Source organism: Ktedonobacteraceae bacterium, from assembly GCA_035653615.1.
GTDB lineage: Bacteria > Chloroflexota > Ktedonobacteria > Ktedonobacterales > Ktedonobacteraceae > DASRBN01.
In genome coordinates this window covers 121,520-143,442 of sequence record DASRBN010000037.1, presented here as the reverse complement: position 1 = coordinate 143,442, position 21,923 = coordinate 121,520, and the positions used below count along the sequence as shown (strand labels likewise).

At 55.0% G+C, this 21,923-nt stretch carries 13 protein-coding genes; 9 read left to right on the top strand and 4 right to left on the bottom strand.

The features are described from left to right. Positions 1-5: 5 nt before the first annotated feature. On the bottom strand, positions 6-1,859 hold the full coding sequence (locus VFA09_21760; GenBank protein HZU69911.1) for a hypothetical protein: 1,854 nt from the start codon (positions 1,857-1,859) through the stop codon (positions 6-8). Between the two features lie 343 nt (positions 1,860-2,202). On the opposite strand from VFA09_21760, the gene VFA09_21755 reads away from it, so the two are divergent. Beyond that, complete coding sequence (locus tag VFA09_21755; GenBank protein ID HZU69910.1) at positions 2,203-5,058, top strand: amino acid permease; 2,856 nt, start codon at positions 2,203-2,205, stop codon at positions 5,056-5,058. On the opposite strand, the gene VFA09_21750 is transcribed toward VFA09_21755, so the two are convergent. Then, the gene (locus tag VFA09_21750) at positions 5,005-5,952 is read right to left on the bottom strand and encodes a sigma-70 family RNA polymerase sigma factor (GenBank protein ID HZU69909.1); all 948 of its coding nucleotides are present in this window, start codon (positions 5,950-5,952) and stop codon (positions 5,005-5,007) included. The two genes, VFA09_21755 and VFA09_21750, sit on opposite strands and share 54 nt — an antisense overlap. Before the next feature lie 426 nt (positions 5,953-6,378). On the opposite strand from VFA09_21750, the gene VFA09_21745 reads away from it, so the two are divergent. From VFA09_21745 to VFA09_21735, 3 genes are all read left to right on the top strand, one after another. Next, positions 6,379-8,220 (top strand): hypothetical protein, encoded by a 1,842-nt coding sequence (locus VFA09_21745; protein HZU69908.1) that lies wholly within the window; start codon positions 6,379-6,381, stop codon positions 8,218-8,220. 176 nt (positions 8,221-8,396) lie between these two features. Beyond that, positions 8,397-8,870, top strand: a complete 474-nt coding sequence (locus VFA09_21740) for a response regulator (GenBank protein HZU69907.1) — start codon at positions 8,397-8,399, stop codon at positions 8,868-8,870. A 294-nt stretch (positions 8,871-9,164) separates the two neighbouring features. Further along, positions 9,165-11,840, top strand: coding sequence for a hypothetical protein (locus tag VFA09_21735; GenBank protein HZU69906.1), 2,676 nt, complete (start codon positions 9,165-9,167; stop codon positions 11,838-11,840). Between the two features lie 70 nt (positions 11,841-11,910). On the opposite strand, the gene VFA09_21730 is transcribed toward VFA09_21735, so the two are convergent. Next, a complete protein-coding gene (locus tag VFA09_21730) occupies positions 11,911-12,087 on the bottom strand; it encodes a hypothetical protein (protein HZU69905.1) in 177 nt (58 codons plus the stop codon). On the opposite strand from VFA09_21730, the gene VFA09_21725 reads away from it, so the two are divergent. The 5 genes from VFA09_21725 to VFA09_21705 all read left to right on the top strand — a co-directional run bounded on the left by VFA09_21725 (position 12,077) and on the right by VFA09_21705 (position 20,464). Beyond that, entirely contained in the window at positions 12,077-13,174 is a 1,098-nt protein-coding gene (locus VFA09_21725; GenBank protein ID HZU69904.1) for a hypothetical protein, read from the top strand. The genes VFA09_21730 and VFA09_21725 overlap by 11 nt on opposite strands. A 247-nt stretch (positions 13,175-13,421) precedes the next feature. Beyond that, on the top strand, positions 13,422-14,924 hold the full coding sequence (locus tag VFA09_21720; protein ID HZU69903.1) for a hypothetical protein: 1,503 nt from the start codon (positions 13,422-13,424) through the stop codon (positions 14,922-14,924). Positions 14,925-15,023: 99 nt separating this feature from the next. Continuing rightward, positions 15,024-16,697 carry a HEAT repeat domain-containing protein gene (locus tag VFA09_21715; protein ID HZU69902.1) on the top strand — a complete coding sequence of 558 codons (1,674 nt, stop codon included), beginning with the start codon at positions 15,024-15,026 and terminating at the stop codon, positions 16,695-16,697. Between the two features lie 143 nt (positions 16,698-16,840). Then, a complete protein-coding gene (locus tag VFA09_21710) occupies positions 16,841-19,567 on the top strand; it encodes a LuxR C-terminal-related transcriptional regulator (GenBank protein HZU69901.1) in 2,727 nt (908 codons plus the stop codon). Between the two features lie 177 nt (positions 19,568-19,744). Beyond that, on the top strand, positions 19,745-20,464 hold the full coding sequence (locus VFA09_21705) for a hypothetical protein (protein ID HZU69900.1): 720 nt from the start codon (positions 19,745-19,747) through the stop codon (positions 20,462-20,464). 18 nt (positions 20,465-20,482) lie between these two features. On the opposite strand, the gene VFA09_21700 is transcribed toward VFA09_21705, so the two are convergent. After that, entirely contained in the window at positions 20,483-21,796 is a 1,314-nt protein-coding gene (locus VFA09_21700; protein ID HZU69899.1) for a DUF1015 domain-containing protein, read from the bottom strand. Positions 21,797-21,923: the final 127 nt, after the last annotated feature.

Here is a 21,923-nt window from a genome sequence, read left to right as displayed (position 1 = left end):
AGAAGCTATGTCGCTGCATATTGCCCAACGCGTCGTATAAAAGGCAATGCCAGGAAAATCAGGCAGGCCAGCACCGGCGGGCCATATGTCACGACGCAGCTTAGCGGGTTCCATATATAGCCAGGAGGGGCGCCATTGTAGAAGTAGAGCAAGAAGGCCGATGCCGAGAATACCAGCGCGAACGCCAGCAATGCGCGTCCTTTAGGATCATACGACACCGGCAAGCATACAATCGCCAGGGCTACCAGCCATGCAACATACCATGTCAGGAACCACGGCGCAACCAGCAGAAATGCCTCCAATACCAGCAGCGACGCCATTACAAATGTGCGTACCTGCGGCGCCTTCCACATCCACACCATTCCTACCAGCATCCCCAGCGCCAATACCACAACATTAATAAGAGTCCATACCTTGTGGCTGCTCAATTCATGGCTCAGTTGGTACTGTAGCGTGTTATGCGGTAAGGGATGGCCAGCGAGCCACCTCTGCGCGGCATCCAGCATCGACTTATGCGCCCCTGTTGAGGAGGGCGGCGAGGTAAAACTCTGGATAATGCTATGAACATTATGGCCGATGAAAAAAGGCCCATAAAAAAGCAGCACCACGACCGCACTGATAATGCTCGCGTAAATTGCCGCGCCCAACACCTGCCTGGTCGCTTCCTTTGTTGCCGCATCTGTCCTGATCGCTAAAAGGGCATCGCCCACCGCCTGTATGGGCCGATTATGCACTTTAACGGAATACTTCGGTAATGGACGCGAGGCCGATAAATCGGCCCCCTGTGATGACCGACTCATCGTGCCCGGCAATTGACCATCCTGGTGAGAGAACGGCCATGAAATCTGGCGCAGGCGGTAGAAGACCAGCAGAACAATAAATAGCACCACAAGCGGGGCGAGAGTAAACTTCACCAGCGCCGCCAATGTAAAGGCCACGACCGGCAAAACGTAATCCCCGAGCCGCATCTGACCCCTCTGCTCGGCGCGAACGGCGAAGAGAATGCCTGACAAGATGAAGATAATCATGAAAATATCATTGTGACCACCATTGCTGGCCTCAAAAAGCACAAGCGGATTCCAGGCATAGAGCAGCGTGCCGAGCAGAATAGTACGCCGCGAACGGCCCATTGCTCGCAATATGTTTGTGACCAGCAGCGTATTCACTAAGTGCGCTGCCAGGCCGAGCGAGCAGAAGAAGAGGACATAGCGTATAGGATCGGTTCCGCCGAACAATTCGCTTACCGCGCAGACGAGCAGCCAGAGCGGACCATAGGCGGCAGTAGAATTTGTCCAGCCATTCAGATAGTACAGTGGGTCGTGCGGAAATTGATCTGGTGGCACAAAATAGGGATTAACGTGATAGACAAGCATCAAACGGCCATAGCCGGTATATATGAAAACATCGTGTGAAAGTGATGCACCCTCGAGCATCAGGAGAAATCCTGCTAGCAGCGTCGTCAACCATACCAGGAGCAGCCAGCGATTATTTTTGTGTTCAGGCGCTCGTAAAGAGATAAGCAAGGCACACAGGCCATAGATGACAAAAGTAACCGAGAGCAGGATCAGGAAGGATACCGTATCTACTCCCAGTTGCCCCTTTTGCAGGTTCAGAAAGAGGTGGAGTTGACCGAACACCCACAATGCCGCCCCTGATAGCAGCCTGCTCAATGGCCATTGAGAAAGAGGAGATGACAACTCTGAGAGAGGAGCAAGCAGGAACAGGATAGAGATTACAAAGGCGACCGCGCAAACAAACATCAGCGTGCCAAATAGCAGCTCGCCCGTAGCCCGGCCAGGTCTCTCCGCCAGGGATGTGCCGGGTGACACCGCCTGCTCAACCTTATTTTTAATCAACATCAGCTATACCTCTCTATCACCTGAATGGATACCGGGAATGCATCCATGTGGGGGCAAGCATGTGCTGGATACTTCCGCGCACTATCATCTTCTTCCGCTCGCCACTTCTGTTATAGCAAGCAATACTCCATATTTCATAAACGAACATCCAGAAAAAAAGTGACCGCACTGCTGGAAAGTACCGCCTGTGAGTAGGGGAAGCCTGTCACATTTGTTTTCATCTATGCCGCCTGCTTGCTCTATTGATAGTACTCCCATGTGCCGATAGCACGATGTAAGGGCGCGAGTGTGAACTTTGCGCGATCTTATGATAATGGCTTGAAGCATATATGGAGCAATAGCTATGGCTGCGAACTCGACATCTCAGGCATCCATGCCTGCCACAGGGTTTTCGGGAGATGCAAGCACGCCGGATAATCGAGATGAGCAAGGCGAGATTACGTTTACTGCGGAATCGGGCGACCAACGATTGCCTGCTGTGCTGGGACTGCGCGATCTGTCGGTCTTCATGATCCTGACCGTCCTGTTTGTCAATAACAATAATGGTGTTCAGTTCGCGGGCCCGGCAGCTTTTTTCTACTGGACGCTTGGCCTGCTGACATTCCTCGTGCCGTGCGCGTTCTTCACACGGTGGCTCGCGCTGCGCTTCCCCGGTGAGGGCGGCCCTTACCTGTGGGCAAAGCGCGTTCTTGGGGCCAGGTGGTGTTTTTTCTTTGCCTTTTGCGCCTGGTTGCCCGGCGTGCTGGCAGTTGTTTCGGTAGTAGAGGCCTGTATTGTCTTCGTGCAGTATCTTGCCCCCACATGGTTTACTGCTCCCGCGCAGCAGTGCCTGGCAACGATGCTGGTGCTGATTGTCGCCACTGCGATAAACTGCTTCCCCTTAACATGGGTCAAACGGCTGTTGCTGGCTCTTACCGCCCTTTACCTGGCGGTTTTCGCGCTGATCGGAGCGACCGGAATCTGGTGGCTGGAGAGCGGCCACCAGGCAACTCTAGCGCTCAATATACCTGCTGCCTGGGGCCCGGCGATGTCGAATTCTGGCCTCTATGGACTGATTGTACTGGCTTTGCTTGGCGCTAATATCCCCATCATCATGGGGAATGAGATACATGGTGGCAAAGCAGGCTTCAAACGGGCCAGCCGCTACGTCTGGTGGGGAACCGGCATCTCTTTTACTGCCTATATACTCGGCACATTTGGCATTATGGCCATCGTACCGCCGGGTCAATCGGGAGCAATGATATCAAATGTGCAGGCCATCAATATCACCCTTGGTTCAACTGCCGCCAGCATCGTCTCGGTAGTGCTGGCACTGAGCCAGATTGCCCTGGTGGCCGTCTATATCCTGCTATTCTCGCGTCTGCTGGTAGTCCTTGCCGCGGATCGTCGCTTACCGGGCCGGCTAGCAAAACTGAACCGCCGTGGTGTTCCCATCAATAGCATCATCGCCCAGGCGACCGTTGTAGCGATAGTGACAATTCTTTCTTTCGTGGCTATTCCAGGCATCTTCGAGTACATCATCCCACCTGCCGAACTGGCCTTTGAAATCTACAATTTGTTGCAGGCGGCTACAACGGTGGTCTGGGTCTTCTCGGTCATCCAGATGTTCCTGCTTGTCCCCTGGCTTGTTCTGCGTCACAGACGACGCATGCGTACTTCAATCAGGCAGGGATTGCTGCTCTTGAGTATGGTAGCGATTGGTACTATTGCCTCCTGTACCGGCATCTGGGCCACCATATCCCAATCATGGCTCCCCACGCTCATCCCTGATCAACGCTGGGCCATCCTGGTAATAATCATCACTGCCGTTGCGCTCGCGCTTGGATGGATTGTAGGCGAACTACCGCGCGTCAACGCCATGCTGAATGAGCAGCGCCGCCTCAATGACCGCGAAATTGCCCTGCGCGCCAGGCTGCAAGAGGCCTACAATGAGCAGCAAATATTGGTGCAGCAGCAGCAGCTATTGGTTTCCGAGCTAGACAGGCTCTATCGCGAGCAGGCCAGCGCCGCCATCACTGACCCGATCACAGGACTGCCCAACCATCGCGCCGTGATGAGCAGGATCAACGAGGAAGTATCGCGCTGCCAGCGCTCGCAGGATTCATTCGCCATCCTGTTTGTGGACCTCGATCATTTCAAGCGTGTGAACGATACCTGGGGACACCGCGCAGGCGATGCCATCCTGCGCGAAGTTGGCACCCGTTTGCGCAACACCTTGCGCCTCGAAGACCTCGCCGGACGTTACGGCGGAGAGGAGTTTGCTATCATCCTCACCGGAGCGGATTTGCTCGCGGCAAATCAGGTTGCCGAACGCCTGCTGGCCTCGATCAGCGCAAAACCTTGCCTCTGGGAATCTGAAGATACCCCGGTTCCCGTGCCAATAGCCATTACCGCCAGTATAGGGATAGCGGTATACGGATTGCATGGCACCACACGCGAAGCCTTGATCGAGAGCGCCGATCAGGGTATGTACCGCGCCAAACATACGGGAAGGAATCGCGTTTGTGTGGCGGATGTCGAGACTGACCGCCCGGCCATTGCGCGAACCGAACTTGTCCCTTACGACAGGCATACGACGGAAATAGTGGGCGTAAAAGCCCTTACCGCCGCGGCCGCGGCACATGATCGTAGAACAAACGCGCACGCGCATCGCATCGTGCAGCTCGCCGAGGCCACAGCGCGCAAATTGCAGCGCCCCGATGAAGAGCTGCACCTGATTCGCCTGGGCGCGCTGCTGCACGATATCGGCAAAATTGGCATTCCCGACGCCATCCTGCACAAACCAGGCCCATTGACCGAGGAAGAATGGAGCGTGATGCGCAGCCACCCGGAAATTGGCCGCCAGATATTGGAACAGGTGGGCGGCATCTTCGACTACCTCGCCACCATCGTCGCGGCCCATCATGAGCGCTGGGACGGGAAAGGCTATCCACTCGGCCTTGCCGGTGAGCAAATTCCCCTGAGCGCGCGCATCCTCGCGGTCGTGGACGCCTACGATGCGATGGTTTCAACGCGGCCATATCGCAAGGCTATGCCGGTCAGCGAGGCCAGGAAAGAACTGCTTGCCTGTGCGGGCAAGCAGTTCGACGCGGCCGTCGTAGAGGCATTCCTCAGTGTCCTGAGCGAGCAAGATGAGAACTGTGTGCTAGGCGAAATCGCGCAGCAGCCGGACCTGGATGGGTTGCCGCAGCGTGCGTAGCGCCTTTACCTCAATCTGGCGGATGCGTTCGCGCGTCAGTTTGAAGAAGGCGCTCAGTTCCTCCAGCGTATGGCAATAGCCATCCTGCAGGCCGTAGCGCAGTTCGATCACCTGCCGCTCGCGCGCATTGAGGGTTTCGAGAGCGCAGGATATCTGCGCGCGCAGGGCCTGGTGAGTAGCTGCGTCGGCGGGTGCCGTCGTACTCGTATCTTCCAGTGTATCGGCCAGGTGGTATTGCTCATCGTCGATAAGGGGGGCATCCAGAGAGATAGGTGTCTCTGCCATATTTTGCAGCTCTACTACCCGCTCCTTAGTCAGCCGGGCCGCGGCTGCGATCTCCTCGGGCAGCGGGTCACGCCCCAACTCCTGATAGAGCTGGCGCGTGATGCGCTTCATTTTGTAGATCATTTCAACGACATGTACCGGTACATGGATCGTGCGCGTATGCTCGGCCACCGCCCGGCTGATAGCCTGCCGAATCCACCATGTCGCATACGTGCTGAAACGGAATCCTCGATCTGCATCAAATTTTTGCACGGCGCGGATCAGGCCCAGATTTCCTTCCTGCACCAGGTCCAGCAGGCCAATACCGTGATTATTGTAGCGTTTAGCAATACTTACCACCAGGCGCAGATTTGCCTCTACCAATCGCTGTTGCGCCTCCATATCGCCCTCCGCTACACGTCGCGCCAGGCTCATCTCCTGCTCCGCCGTCAAGAGAGGATAACGCCCGATCTCCGCCAGGTACTGGCGAATGGCATTATCCACCATATTGTCACCAGCAGTCTCAACCTCATCATCCTCGTCTTCTTCATTGAAAAGTGCTGCATCATCTTCCTCTTCCAACCACTTGAAATCTGAATCAGAATCTGCCCTTTTTGCAATGGCTACCATAGAATTCATCTCCTTCTACCTACTTTTCCTCTTTGTGTACATACCGGCCAGCGGATTCGTACACATCCACATACTTCCGTGAATTGGTAACCGTGGGGATTGATTCAGGCAACCCGAATACCCGGATTTTTTTCCGGTTTATCCCCCCTACGCATATTTAGTGCAAGAACTATGCCATAATGATAGGACCACGCGGCAATCAAAGATTTTTACATGAAATTCCATCAATAGCCTTTCTATTGGTGATCGCCAATTGGTTTTTAATCAATACCGCTCAATCTACCTGTAAATTTTTTCCTGACCGTGCGGATATTTCCACAGTTTCGAGTATGGTACTTCCTGGCACACGTCCGAAAACCGGACAGGACTCCGTTTATTTGCAGTAGATGTGAACCACAAGATGGAGTATCAGAGTAGGTAGGTAAAGTGACAGATATTTCTCCCTTTAATAATCTTCCCACCGGCACATCCGTCTGGATCGATCCTGCCGTGTATGCGCCCCCTAGCGAGCCGCCACGTTCAAATACGAAAGGGGCAATGAAGGGACAACAACGGCAGTCGAAATTGTCTTCACCCGCGCCAGCGCCATTGAAAAAACACCCGAATCCGATCACACCCATCCCCTCGCAGGACTCTATTGCTCGCGCTGCGAACAGCTCTGTAGGGACAGCGGCTGGTCCCTGTCCGGCTCCTGCCTCAACCACCTGGGAATACGAATCGGAAAACTATGCAGTTGGCACCAGCCTGCCATCGCTCTCATTGCTGGTACCCGAAATACCTACGCTCCCGCAGGTGACCTCGTCGTCAAACGTTCGCCAGACGCGCCGGCTGCCTCGCATCGATGAAATCGATACGACCCCTCCACCTGCACGACCAGGCGCGCAAGTACCGGCTACGCACCACCAACCAGTCTCTTTACGACTCGACAAATCCGAGATTGCAGAACTTTCGCCGGTACAATTCCAGGAACGGTCCCAGCTCTCGATAGAGGAGATCGACACCCTTCCCGACGTTTATATAGGAGTTGGCGGATATTCACGTGCCCTGGTTCCACAAGGGCGACCTCAAGCGTCCCAGACCCTTGCCCCAATAGAGTTTCCAGTAGGGCGATCTCAAGCATCCCAGACCCTCGTCCACTCCGCCCCCACAGAAGGCGGGATAATAGAGGGTGATACGGCATCATGGACGGCGGGCAAGGCCATAAATTCATCCTATGCCCGGCTGATAGCTGATCCTACCTTGCGCAAAAAAAAGCGGCACAAGACCATCACGCTCAATCCCCTTGACCGCGTGCGTTGGTGGTTGCTGCTTCCCGGACGTATTGAATTTATACTCTGGCTATTTGGTACGCTGCTCTTAATCATCGTGACCTGTTCACTCCTGCTGCTGACAGCCCTCAGCTTGAACTGGTTTTCGCCATCTCTACCCGGTGGCACCGCTTTGAGGGTAGTAAGCAGGCAGCCTGGGACAACTACCCAGGCGACGGCAGCATCGACTATTACAACCACACCTGGCCTATCTTTAAATCTGCTCGACAAGGGTCCGTTCCTGCCGGGCCAACCTGTCCATTTGCGTGGTCAGGGCTTCAGCCACTATGGGACAGTCTCCTTTACGTACAATGGAACGCAAGTACTTCTGGACCAACAGGGGAACGTTCTCACCGCACAGGCAGATGCTCACGGGGCCTTCACTGTAACGATCTGGACAGGAGACGGAGATATCTGGCATATCGGACATAATATCATAGTCGCTCGCGATAGCAAAACCAATCACGTCGCGACCGTCGATATTGTACTCGACGCTGCCTCTCTCGGTAAGGCCGGACCAACAGCCCCCGCTACAATCTCAACGCCAGGCACAACTCCGACCGGTTCGAGCGGGGGAACAGGCGGTGGAACGCAGCCGACACCGGTTGGACAGACCCCTGTGCCCATTACGCCGACCGTAACCAGCACGCCATCACCTGCACCTTCGCCCTCACCAACACAGGTACCGCCCTCACCATCACCTTCACCCTCCCCGACATCAACCGTGGGAAGCACACCGACGCCAACCGGCACACCCGGCGGCAATTCTACACCCTCCAATGGGTCCAATAGTTCAGGAGCCTCTAGCTTTGGAAATGCTTTGAACAGCGGTGGTTCCGCTTCATCGTTCTCCTTACCGCTGGCAGGGTTCAATCCTTTAGTACTACTCATGATCGCGTGTTATGCTCTCTCCCTGGGATTACTTGGCATTGCAGGCGTGCTCCATAGACGCAAGAAATGATCCAGGCCTCTTCGCCCAGAGGGGACAGCGGCTTGTCCCTGTCCCCTTCAGGGTCCCAGGACAGGCACCGGGCTCTTTCCTTTCAGGGGATTTCTACAATCACCTCTTGCTTCCCGAGTTATAATAATAGGGTAATGCAAAAGTGTATGTGGGATGCCGATGAATAGGAGAACTCTATGCCAGATCCACAACAGGTGAACGCCCAGGCGCCAGGCGTTCTTGCTTTCTCCATCTCCAGGCAAGAACAACACTATGCTGAATTGCCGCAAGCGCCCAACACTCCATATGTGCTGATCGTCGATGATGACGAAGCCATCGTTTCTGTTTTATTGTTCCTGCTCGAATCAGAGCAACACGCGGGCGTAGGCTTATCGGATAGTAAAAAAGTGTTGCCATTTCTAGAACAAGCAGGCCCTCAACAGCTGCCTTCTGTCATCCTGCTCGATTTAATGATGCCACAACTTTCAGGGTATGAAATCGCTGCTACACTCTCCAAGAATGAGCAATATGCGCAACTGCCCATTATTATCATGACCGCCGACAGCCGTGTTCGTTCTGCCAGCGCGGTTGCCGGTGCTCGTGACTGGGTAGCCAAGCCTTTCCAAATAGACGCCCTGCTCACCAAATTGGAGCAATACCTCATACATTAACGCCTTTGATTCGGTTGCTCCCTAAATATAGAACCAATAGATCAAAATATTGATACCTTCGTGTCTTGCCTCAAGCCCATCAATGAAGCATAATCTTTTGAGATATTATGAATCCTTTTCAACACGTCCGGCCCGTAAGGACAGTAGGGACAGCGGCTTGTCCCTGTCCCTCTCGGCTCACCGGATAGATAGCCCTGTAGGGATTGCGGCTTGTCCCTATCCCCATCAGGGTACCAGAATAGGTGCCAGGCAAAAAACCACACATCTTAAATGTCAGGAGTTAATGAAAATCGCATGCTTGGAAACAGTCATAACCGCCGGGCAAAGGCGACCGGCCTCTCCTTCTTTTTGGGCAATACATTCAATGGGAAAACGCGTCTTTTTCTCGCTCTCTTTTTTGTTCTCGCCAGCATTGGCGTATTTTCGCTGGTGCTGGTCGCGACGCATAAAGCTGCGCACGCCGACCCAACCATTAACGAGGTTTACTTGCCACAGTCTGATATGAACCCCTGGGGAGTCAGCTTTGACCCCGGTGGCAATGTATGGATTGCCGATCCCCAGTGTGATGCCTATGTATGGGGATGGCCGATTTGCAATCCTCCTCCTTCCACCACAGGAAGACTGACTGAATACGCCGCAAATGGCTTTAATTCTGGGAGCCAGCCGCTGAAGGATATCGCATTGCCGGCGGGATATTCCAGCCCGTTCTTTCTCGCCATTGATGGCAGCGGCAATATCTGGTTCTCTGAACCAATCACCAACGCCATCGGCGAATATAATCCCGGCAATGGAACCTGGAATCAATGGACGGTACCGACACCTCAAGCCAGCCCGTTCGACCTCGTCTTTGACCACTATGGGCACCTCTGGTTCACAGAAGAATGGGCCAATCAGATTGGTGAATTCGACCCTGCATCACAGCAGTTTCACGAAACTCCTACTCCAACCGGCGGTAGTCGTCCCTATGGCATTACCGGCCCCGACCCAGGCACAGGCGCGATATGGTTTACGGAAAATAGCAGCAGCGTAAGCAAAATTGCCAGCTTCATTCCTACCTCCAGTGGCACCATGCAGAATAATACCATTAACGAGTATGGTACCAATCCTCCTCCTGGCGGCGCCGATACTCCGCATATGATTACTTATGATACATCCGGCAATATCTGGTGGACGGAAGGACCGGACGGCGAAATTGGGAAACTGGTCATTAGCCAGGCTTCCCCAGGTACAAGCAATGGGGTGACCAAATATATTGTGCCCCCGGCTTCCTGTGTACCCAGTTGCAATACCCATATTTCCGGCATCGCAGTAGACAAACAGGGGACTGTCTGGTTCGATGATGCCGAAAATGCCCGTGTTGGTGCCTATGTTCCCGGTGGCGGCTACTTCGTCATGTATACGGTTGATAATGGCGATCAATACCAGTTGAATGCGCATCCCCATGATGGACTGGCCGTAGATAAGAACGGCAACCTCTGGTTCACTGAGGAATTCGCCAGGAAATTGGGCGAAGGCGTAAACAATGGCATCCCGCAGCCACAACCCAGCCCGACAAATACACCGTCGTCGACACCTTCACCCTCCCCAACACCACCACCGAGTAAAGTTCCGGTCAGCCAGACCTGGTATTTCGCCGAGGGGAAAGTTGGTCAGGGTTTCCAGGAATGGCTCACGGTGGAAAATCCCAATCCCAACTATGCCTGTAATATCAACTTTGATTACCTCTTGACCGGCAAAAGTCCCGTCAATATTTCACGCGTGGTTCCGAAAAATACACGCTATACCGAGTCGGTCAATGCTGATCTGGGCATTGCTCAGAATTCGAGCAGCGTGGACTATGTCTCGACCATCGTCAAGGTCAGCAATACCTCGTCATGCAGCGGTGTGGTCGTCGAACGGCCCCTGTACTACGTCAACTTCTTCGGGTCCAGTAGCGGCACGGATGTGATTGGCGCTACCCATTTGAATACCAGTTTCTACTTCGCCGATATGCCGACCATCAAGGGTAGCGACTCGTTCATCACGATTCTGAACCCGCCCGGTGGCAGCACGGCCCATGTCACGGCCACGTACTATGCCGGTGGGCAGGTGTACGGCACTCCTCAGACAACGAGCGTTCCAGCAGGTTCTAGAGGCACAATTGCCCCACCACCAGCATCGCAGCTCGTAGCCGCCGTCGTCACCTCAGACCAGCCAGTAGTCGTCGAACGGCCCACCTACTTCAACAGTTTCCCGGCAGGCCAGGCGGGCAATATATCGGGAGCCGCTTCAGTGGTTGGCGCGTCTGCGCCCAACAATGACTGGCTCTTCGCCGAGGGGCACGTCGATCCGGGCTTTCAGGAAAACCTGATCATCGCCAACCTGGACTCCAGCAATACCGCCAATGTCAGCATCAATCTGGAATATCCGAACGGCTCGGTCAACACTGTAACACTTTCGGTTGGCCCACAGAGCCAGACCAACTGGGATGTCAGCGCCCATAGCCAACCCGGCGATGTCTCAATCGATATCAGCTCAACGGGAGCAAAAATCGTCGTTGAGCGCGAGGAATTCTTCAAATTAAGCATTGGCGGCAAATCGGGGACGGGCGTCACCGATGTCACCGGTATGCCGGGACCCGCTCAGGCCAGTATTCTCGCGTTCGCCGAAGGATACACAGCGCCCGGTTTTATCGAGTGGCTCACTTTGCAAAACCCAACAAATAACAATGAGACCGCGACCATCACGCTTATCAACGGCTATGGCCGCTCCTACACCTTCACGCAAGCAGTGGTGGCCCATTCGCGTCTCACCGTCAACATCAACTCTTATGTACTGAAATATCTCTATCACAGTGGAGATCATTCCCAGGGCTATGAGGATTCGATGTTCGTGCAATCCACCGGCCCCATTGTAGCCGAGCGGCCCCTGTACTTCAGCGCCGCCGGCTCCATTGGAGGCAGCGACGTAATCGGTTATACCGGTAGTTAACGTAGGGGCGACCATGTGCCGGATAATGAGTTTCGACAAAATAGTCCTGCAACCGGGCGATCAATCGATACTACGGCTCCGCCGTAGGGGCCGATTGATCGCGCCCACCGCCGATTGATCGGCCCCGCGTCCGTTGCCGGAGTATATTGTGAAAAACCATAATTCGCACTCTATAGTGGTCGCCCATCGCACCTCTAGAAGGTGCCAGGTTCTCTAGAAAGGTCAACCCGCGTACAATGCGCAGCAAACAGTTATTCCTTAGTTTCTTATCAATGACCGTACTCCTGGCTGGAGTCACGTTCTTTAGCAGCGGAAGCCAGGTTTTTGCCCTGCGTCCTTCCCAGGTTCTATCGCAGGATTGGTACACCCCCAGTGGCATAGACCCCTGGGGGACAGCTTTCGACAGCAATGGCCACGTCTGGTTGGCAGTCCCTGGCTGCGACCCCCAGCCAGATTGCCCCACGGGTACGCCTCCTGGCAAAATCGAGGAATTTGATCCCGTCACCTCGAGTTGGATCGCAACATACCAGCTACCGGCCCATTACGGGCAGCCGCTCTTCCTGGCCTTTGATAAAAACGGGAATCTCTGGTTTCCTATGTTCCACACCAATACGCTTGGTCGCCTGGACCCCAGCACCGGCACATTCAAAAAGTGGACGCTGCCCACCGCCAATTCTGGCCCCTGGGACCTGGCTATCGACCACAAGGGATATATCTGGGTAACGGAACACTACACCAACAAAATCGCGCGTTTCGACCCCAAAAAGCACAAATTTACCGAATATACCACCCCTACTGCCAACAGCCTGCCCTATGGCATCGTCGTCGACGCCTCCAACAACATCTGGTTCACCGAAAACAACGGCGCGGTGGCACAGATCGGCGAATATGTCAGTTCAAGCGGGCAGATAGAAGAATACAAGATTCGCACCAATCCACCCCCCGCCTTGACTCCTCACATGATCACCATCGATCCTAACGGCAATATCTGGTGGACAGAGGGTTTCGTCGGTATGATCGGCGAACTGCAGGTCAGCCTTGCCCAGCCCGGCACAAACAATGGCGTCACAGAATACGCCTATCCTATTGCCTGCCAGACGTGCGCCGAACATGCCTCCGGTATCAGCGTCGACAGCAACGGCCTCGTCTGGTTCGACGACTCCGAGCAGAACATCTTCGGCTCCTTCCCCGATAGCGGCACCGGCTCGTTCTCCGAATACAACACGCCAACGCCGAACGGGCATCCGCACGACGGCCTGAACGTCGATAGCCAGAACCGCATCTGGTTCGACGAAGAGTTCGTCAACAAGCTGGCCGAGGCGATACAACAATAAGAGGTGCTGCCAGGGGAAACTGGTGATTATCCATAAGTTGCGGCTCCGACTTCCGTCATCCAGCCTACTTTTGGGCAATCACCAGTTCCCTTTCATCTTGATTTTCTCGCCATCGCATGCTATACTTAGTAAGCAAGCAGGCGGCTATATCCCCCGCCGCCTGTAGATATCCTCTACATCCTTTCCTTCCATAGAACTGGATCGCTAGACCGAACCTTAACAACCTCAAATGCTAGACAGGTTTCTCATGAAGCATTCCTCGTCGTCAATTGCCCGCTTTGCCCGGCATATTCTGGGTAAACCGCTGTATCCCTACCAGCTTGAGATCGCTGAGGCCATCCTCGCCTCCATTTTGGACGGCAAGGGAAGAATATTCACAGTGATGATGGCTCGTCAGTCGGGCAAGAACCAGCTATCGGCGGTACTCGAAGCCTATCTACTCGCGTGCATGCCGCGGGGCACGATTGTGAAAGCCGCGCCAACTTTTACGCCACAAATCATTACCAGCCGCCTGCGCCTGCTCTCCGTGCTCGATACACCATTCACGCGCGATCGCATCTGGACGAGCAATGGCTATATTCTCGGACTTGCTCCCACAGCCGATCCTGCCCTGCTGCGCAACCATGCCGGGCCGCGGATCATGTTTTTTTCAGCCGGGCCGGAAAGCAACGTCGTAGGTGCCACGGCAGACCTGCTGCTAGAAATAGACGAGGCGCAAGACGTGCTACCGGAGAAATTTGATCGTGACTTCAGACCAATGGCTGCGGTCGCCAACGCCACGACAATCTTGTATGGTACTGCCTGGTCCGATCATACCCTGCTGGCGCAGCAACGCGCGGCGAATCTTGAGTTGGAGCAGCGAACAGGCGCGCGCCAGCATTTCGAACACGATTGGCGCACGCTGGCGGCAATCAATCCTGCCTATCGCACATTCGTTGAACAAGAAATCGCGCGTTTGGGAGAAGATCACCCGGCCATTCAGACTCAATACCTCCTCCGGCCGCTAAGCGGCGCGGGCTATTTCTTAAATGAGTTGCAGAGAACGCTCCTGCAAGGAACACATGCCTGGGAAGATGCGCCTGGTGGCGATGGTTGGTATATCGCGGGTATGGATATCGCGGGCGAAGAACGTCCTGCGCCGGGAATCAGCAGTGCCGGGGATATACTTATCCATACGTCGCCTGCCGGTTCGCGGCGAGACAGTACGGTCATTACTATCGGCCACGTCTACTACAATGAACTGAACCTGCCATGCATTGATGTTGTGCATCATCAATGGTGGACAGGGCGTCCTTATCTCGAACAATACGCGACCACTCTTGCGTTGGTCGAGCGTTGGGGCATCCGCGCGCTGGTAATAGATGCCACCGGGCTTGGCGCGGGATTGGCTTCACTGCTGTCGAACCGGCTTGGTCAGGAGCGCGTTATTCCTTTCACCTTTACGCGCCCTAGCAAATCGCGGCTGGCCTACACGCTGCTCTCATTGCTCAACAGTGGCCGTCTTAAACTGTATGCTCCTCAAGGCGCTCCGCCCGCGATCTACGATGAGGTCTGGAAACAGCTACGGCAGGCCCGTTATCGCCTACCAGCGCCAGAAGTATTAGATATTTATGTTGATCCCGCCGAGGGACACGACGACTTTCTCATCAGCCTGGCATTGCTGACGGAAGCCTTACAAACGCTCGTTTCCCCGGCAACATCGACGCTGATTCGCCCCAGAAGATTGTATGAGGAAGAAGGAAGATTTTGATAGACGTATTGGGGCCTCTCGTGGTACAATGCCATGCGTTGGGCATGCAATTTACATACACACTATGCTCGAACTCTCTCATCAGTGAGGAATGAAGCTATGGCACGAGGACGCCGGGGAGGTAAAGGACCTCCACAGGAGAGCATTGACAGCATCTTGCTGGCCATGAGTCGCCGCGATGATATTGACCCGGATACACTGGGCCATTATTTTGATCGCCTGGATGAAGATTGGACGGATGGGGCACGCGATAAGGTATTGCACTTACTACGCACCAATGACACAAAGGCACATTCAGCCGCCATCTTGATTCTTTCCGAACTTGCCACCGATTTTGACCTTGAAGAACTCGAAGATTTTGTGGCCGATCCAACCGTCAGCGATCTGTCAAAGTTGACGCTGGCTCCCATTCTCAAAGAACTGGGTTCAGAGATGGCCGATGAAGGCATCATGGACTATTTGAACGATCCCGAAACCGCCATGCTGCAAATGCAGATGCGCCTGCTCGAACTGGTAGGGCAGAGCGAGCTTGGCGTTGAGTCGGTGTTGGAAGATGTTGAAAAGATGCCGGTAGAGCGTCGCCTGGGCTTCATCCACTGGCTGGGAAACAGCCAGGACCCGCGCGCCGCCAATTTGCTCATCCCGATGCTAGAAAATACGTCTACGAAAATTGTCACCGCGGCCATCGACGCGCTTGAGCAGCTAGGGCCTGTTGCAGGCAACCGCAGCATTCCCGCGTTGAATTACCTGCTCAACAGCGCCTCAAATCGCCAGATCAAGCAGCAGGCCCGCACGGTCTTAGGACGCCTGACCATGCAATCTATTCCGGGCGCGGAAGATGCGGCTATGGCTGAAGCGCATCAATACCAACTCCCTTTATATGAGGCACGCGCCAGCTTTGTCGATGGCGCGGGAACTCAAATGATCATGCTCGCCTGGCAACGCTCCGATGGACTATTGAAAGGCGTTAACGTCCTTTACCAGGACGAATGGGGCATCAAAGATTGCTATGGCACAGATGAAATGGAGGTCGAGCGCTGGACAGAATTAATCGAGAGCATGGAGGGGCAGGGCTTCGGTAGTTTCCGCGTCTCGCTGGAGTACTGCTACGCCTTGATTAGCGAGGCACGTGCGGTCAATAAACGCACCCGCCATAAGGTGCCCGTTGCCTATACCGTCTGGCGCCCTCTGATCGAGGGTGGCTTCCAGCACAAGCAGGCCCCCGGCGTTTCCATCAAGCTTGAGCCGCTCCCTTTCACCATAGAGGTGGAAAAGATCGCGCAACATGGCGACGAATTGTATCAACTCAGCGAATTCGATTCCTGGTACTTCGACCCATTCGACAGCGTGAAACCCTACATCAATCCCTACCTGATGAGCAAGGGCGAGACGCATCCTTCTCGTAGCCGCAAGCGTAAGACGCCACGGCGAACGGACGAGGATTCGAAGGCGCAGCAAGAAGCTATCGTCACAGAAGCTCTTGAAAAAGTGATAGACGACAAATGGCGCCTGCGCTATGAAACTCGCCTGCGCCGCCAGGGTATGCTTTTCCAGCTTGCCGGGCGCGCAAAAGATGCGCACCTGGCAAGCGCGACGGCATCGGCGCTGCACCCTGATTCTGGTCTGCCTCCACAACAGCAGCCATTTCTGCGTGCCATGATGCATTATACGCTCGAAAACGGCTTTATTCGTCTCATGGCCGAGGCGATGGAATCAGGCCCATTCCCGGCACCGCTCAATCTTCTGTCCGAGGAGGATGATTTTTACTTTTAGTTTCGATCGCGTTTCAATCTCCGCCGGGAGGTCGGGAAAGGGCCTGGTTCCTGCCGCTTCTCCATGGGCATGTAGGGGCGAACCCCGGTGGCCACCCACCGGTTACATCCGAAAAAGTCAAATGGAAAAGCAATAGGGGGTGTATGCAGGACAATATATCCTTTCTTCCCACGAGACGCACTCCTGCCGAACCAGGGCTGGCAACGCCAAACAATCTACCGGTACAACTCACATCGTTCATCGGGCGTGAGTCGGAGATAGCAACTGTCAGCACACTGTTGCGGCGAGCAGAGGTGCGTCTGCTGACGCTGACCGGGACGGGCGGCGTCGGTAAGACGCGCCTGGCTCTGGAGGTCGCCGGCCAATTCTTGCCCGATTACCCTGATGGCGTCTTCTTCGTTTCCCTGGCTCCTATCAGCGACCCTGAACTGGTCATCCCCACCATCGCACATACCCTCGATTTGTGGGAAGTGGAGGCGGGCGACCATAAGGGTACGCTCCTGCTGAAATCGTACTTGCGCAACCGCCGGCTGCTTTTGCTGCTCGACAATTTTGAGCAGGTCGTGGAGGCGAGCCTTTCCGTAGTAGAACTGCTAGAGAGCTGTCCTGAGTTGAACATCCTGGTCACAAGCCGGGAGGCGCTTCATCTCAATGGGGAGCATGAATATGTTGTGCCAACGCTGGCAGTGCCAGATCTCCAGCACCTTCCGGCTATCGAAGAACTTTTGCAATATGAGGCGGTGGCGCTCTTCATGCAGCAAGCCCAGGCGATCAAGCCAGATTTTCGGATCACCTCAGCGAACGCTGCAACGATTGCCGAGATCTGCGTGCGCCTGGATGGACTGCCGCTGGCTCTCGTTCTCGCGGCATCTCGTATCAAGTTACTGCCACCAAAAACGCTGTTGCAGCGGCTAGAACATCGCCTCTCGATCTTAACGGATGGGCCGCGCAATCTGCCGCCGCGCCAGCGCACGTTGCGCAATACGATCGCATGGAGTTACGATTTGCTCAGTGTCGAGGAGCAGCGTCTCTTTCGCCGGCTTTCGGTTTTTGTGGGTGGTTGCACGCTCGAGGCAATAGAGGCCATCTCCACAGCCCCTGACGATAAAACCACCGAGATTTTGAATCGGGTGACTTCCCTTGTCGATAAGAGCCTGCTGCAACAGGTCGAGCGAGAGGGGAATGAGCCGCGCCTGCTGTTCCTGGAGACGATTCGCGAATACGCGCTGGAGCAATTGATCGCGAGCGGCGAGATGGAAGCCACGCGCCAGGCTCAGGCCGGGTACTACCTGCGGCTGGCAGAGGAGACGAAGTCGAAGTTCGGCGGGCCTGAGCAAACGGCATGGTTGGAGCGATTGGAAAGCGAACATGACAACATGCGCTCAGTCATGCAGTGGTTGTTAGAAAAGGGAGAAACAGAGGATTCGGCGCGTGCTATCGAGATGGCTTTGCAGTTGGGAGCAGCCCTGCGCGAGTTCTGGAGTAAGCAGAACTACTCGCTTGAGGCGCTAAATTTCCTGGAACGAGCGCTTGCCAGAAGTCAGGGCATCGCGCCACACGTAGTGGCAAACGCTCTCAGCGCAGCTACACACATGGCCTACATACAGGATAAAAACGACCTGGCGGAAGAGCTGGCCGAAGAGAGCCTCAGACTCTACAGGGAACTTGAGAATACAAAGGGCATCGCATTATCTCTTCACCATTTAGAAAGAGTCGCCAGGACAAAAGGGGACCTGAAGGCGGCCCGTTCTCGCATCGAGGAATCGCTGGAGCTTTGGACGAATCTGGGTAACAGGCAACGCATCGGATGGTCGCTTTTTCGTCTTGCGCGCCAGCTTACTCAGCAAGCCGAGTACGCCGAAGCGCGCCACCTTTTTGAAGAGAGCCTGGCAATCTTTCGCGAGCTTGAATACAAGGAAGGCATCGCCTATACACTGCTTCGCCTGGTAGAGATGCTCCTTATCTCACTGGATGATCTCGACCAGGTGCGTTCCCTGCTCAAAGAAGGCCTGGTCTGCATGCGGGAACTGGACGATAAAGACGGCGAATCTTTCTGTATCGCTCTTGCCGGGCGGTTAGCGCTCCTGCAAGGCGATGTCGCAAGGGCTCGTGTACTGATCGAAGACTCCCTGCTAACAGCGAGGCAGCTCGGTAATAAAGCCAGCATAGCCGAATATCTCCGCTTGCTGGCAGAGGCCGCCACTACTCAAGGCGATTACGTGAAAGCAGGCGCCCTTTACCAGGACAGCCTGGAGTTGTATCAAACATTGGGCGATAAAGAGGATATGATCTCGTCTCTAGAGGGATTGGCAAGCGTGCTTGTAGAAGAATCTATCGCGATTCGATGGGTCCCGGAAAATTCGGCGTCTGCCGGAAATGATGAGACCTCAGTTCCTCTGAATGTCCTGTGGGCATCTAGATTGTGTGGTATGGCGGAATCCTTACGGGAAAAGATGGGCACACCGCTGCCGCCCATAGAACGGGACGCTTGCGAGCGAACCATTGCCTCGGCCCGTTCGCGATTGGGTGAAGAGGCCTTTGCCCAGGCGCGCACCGAAGGGCGAGGCATGTCACTTGAAGAGGTCTTCTCCCCACCAAAACAACCAGATCCGCTCCTCACAGAGCTTGAGCAAGTTTTACAGCAAGGAGCCATTGAGCAGGCGCCGTCCAGTTATCCGGCAGGCCTGACTGAGCGCGAGGTAGAGGTGCTGCGCCTCGTAGCTCAGGGCCAGACCAACGCGCAGATCGCCGAACAACTCATTATCAGCCCGCATACCGTCAATGCCCACGTGCGCTCCATCTTCAACAAACTGGATGTGAACTCGCGTAACGCCGCGACTCGCTTTGCCATCGAACACCACCTCACCTGACCAGATTCCGGGTCTCGTTCTCAACTCATATCGTTAGTTCTAGCTATCCCGCGCCTGAGATACCAGAAAAAGTCTTCCTCATAAATAGCAAGTTTGAGCGATGCCTTGCTTATGCTTTGCCGTGTAGACTGGAAGCAGGAAAGCAGAATAATACGTTAGCCGGAGGAGACTTCGCATATGTTATTAGATACCTTACAAGCTATGAGCACATCGACCCTGGTAGAAGGCTGCATCAGGGAGCTACAAAAATATAGGCGCGGAGAGCCATCCAATGAGCATTACAGCCTGGAACTGCTCCACCGTGCCCTCATACAACAGGATGTCCTGGCCTGGGAGGGCGTGCAGCAATGCTTTACCCAGTTAATGTACCAGTGGTTGTATTGTCATTCCTTATACAAAATGGCGTGTCGTTTTGAAAGCGACGAGAACTATATCGCCCAGGGCTTTGCCCGCTTCTGGCAGGCGACGATTGGTAACCAGAACATTACTTTCCTTTCGCTGGGCTCCGCGTTGAAGTATCTGCACGTCAGCCTGCACGCCATCATCATCGACACGTTGCGCACCTATTCACGATCAACGATTGTCGCGCTGCCCGCCGACGATGAACCGGGAACGCTTGCTTGCGAAGACGAGTACGATACGAGCGACCTCTGGCAGATCATCGGTCATTTACTCGTGGATGAGCGCCAGTACCGCGTGGCCTACCTGCTCTATCACTGTGGTCTCAAACCACGCGAGATCGTGCAGTTCTGCGGCCAGGAGTTCGACGACGTGCAGGAGATTTATCGCCTGCGCCGCAATATCATTGATCGCCTGCGCCGCAATGCCGATCTGCTTGGCAAACGCTCTGGCTATGACCTTCCCGGTACGCGTCAAGAGGACCTGGCACTGGTGTGAAACTTCAACTCACTCTTCTCACCACAACGGGTTCATCACCAGTCCCGTGATCAGTTTGGGATAAAAGTAGGTTGATTTCTGGGGCATCTTATCGCCGGCGCCAGCGACCTCGCATACCTGCCTTACACGTGTCGGATTCAGCAGCAGCGCCAGTTGCGCATCGCCTTTTCGCACTGCCGCCAACGCTTGCTGCGCGTCACGCGTATAGCGAATATGCGTTCCTGCCGTCACATCCTCGGCGCGCAGTCCCAACAGGTGCTCCAATACCAGTGTATGCGCTACGGCAACATCCAGCTCATTCCAGGCGTCCGAATGCCCGCTGTGGGCCATTCGCGCCCGCCCCTGCTCATTCAAGCTCAATAGCCACGCCTGATTCGCCGTTTGCACGATCAGCGATGGCACGGACGTTCCAGCTGCCGCCAGTTCCTGCAAAAGCGCGTCCGCGTTCGCCTCGCCTGCCTGTCCGAGTGTACGCACCGTGAAATAGTCCGCCAGCCGCCCGGCTGCCAGCGCATCAAGGGCGTCTTGCCCCAGGCCGAATACCAGTCGATGCGTAGGCAAGACCACCAGGCCGGGATCGTCGATATCAATCAGCGCCATCAGGACGAAATTGACGGCGTCATCCGGGCGTAGTTGCCGCCGTTGTTCGAGTACTTCCTCGCGATAATTCAGCGCCGTCTCATAGCGATGATGCCCATCGGCTATAAAGAGTTGACGCCCGGCAAAGAAATCCTGGATAAGCGCGATGTGCTGGCGGTCCGTAATGGCACGCAGCACATGCTCCTCGCCCACTTCATCGGTAATCTTTACTTCCGGGTTGGTGGCAGAGGAATTGAGCAATTTGCGTATGCGCCCCTGCGGATCATTGTACAGGCTCATCAAGGGACTCAGGTTCATTGCCGTGGCGCGCATCAACTGCAAGCGATCCAATTTAGGCTTCGATAGCGTCTGCTCGTGAGGTAGCACGACGCGCGCGCTCCACGGTTCCAATCGCACGCGCGCCAGCAAGCTCGTCCGCGTATAGTTCTGCCCGTTGTGTGTAAATCTCTGTTGATACAGGTAACAGGCGGGCAAGGCATCCTGGCGCAAAACTTCTTGCAAGCGCCATTCCGCCAATGTCTCCGCCGCTCGCGTATAGCGGTTGTTGAGCGAGTCATCTCCAGGCTCATCGCGGGATAGCTCCAGGCGAATAACATTGTACGGGCTGCGCTCGTAATAGCTCGCCTGCGCCTGCTCGGAAATCACATCATACGGGGGCGTTACGATCCGGGCCAGGTCGCCAGCGATTTCACCGGCATAGCGTATGCCGCGCAAGGGTTGCACATCTGCCATGATAGATACTCCACTTTCTTCGGAAATTAGTGTGTGGTACTCATTCTATCATAGTCTTCGCAATCGAACTCGCTCAATGTTCGCCGCGGCATGTTAAACCGCTTTCCGCGAACCGTTCTATTGTACG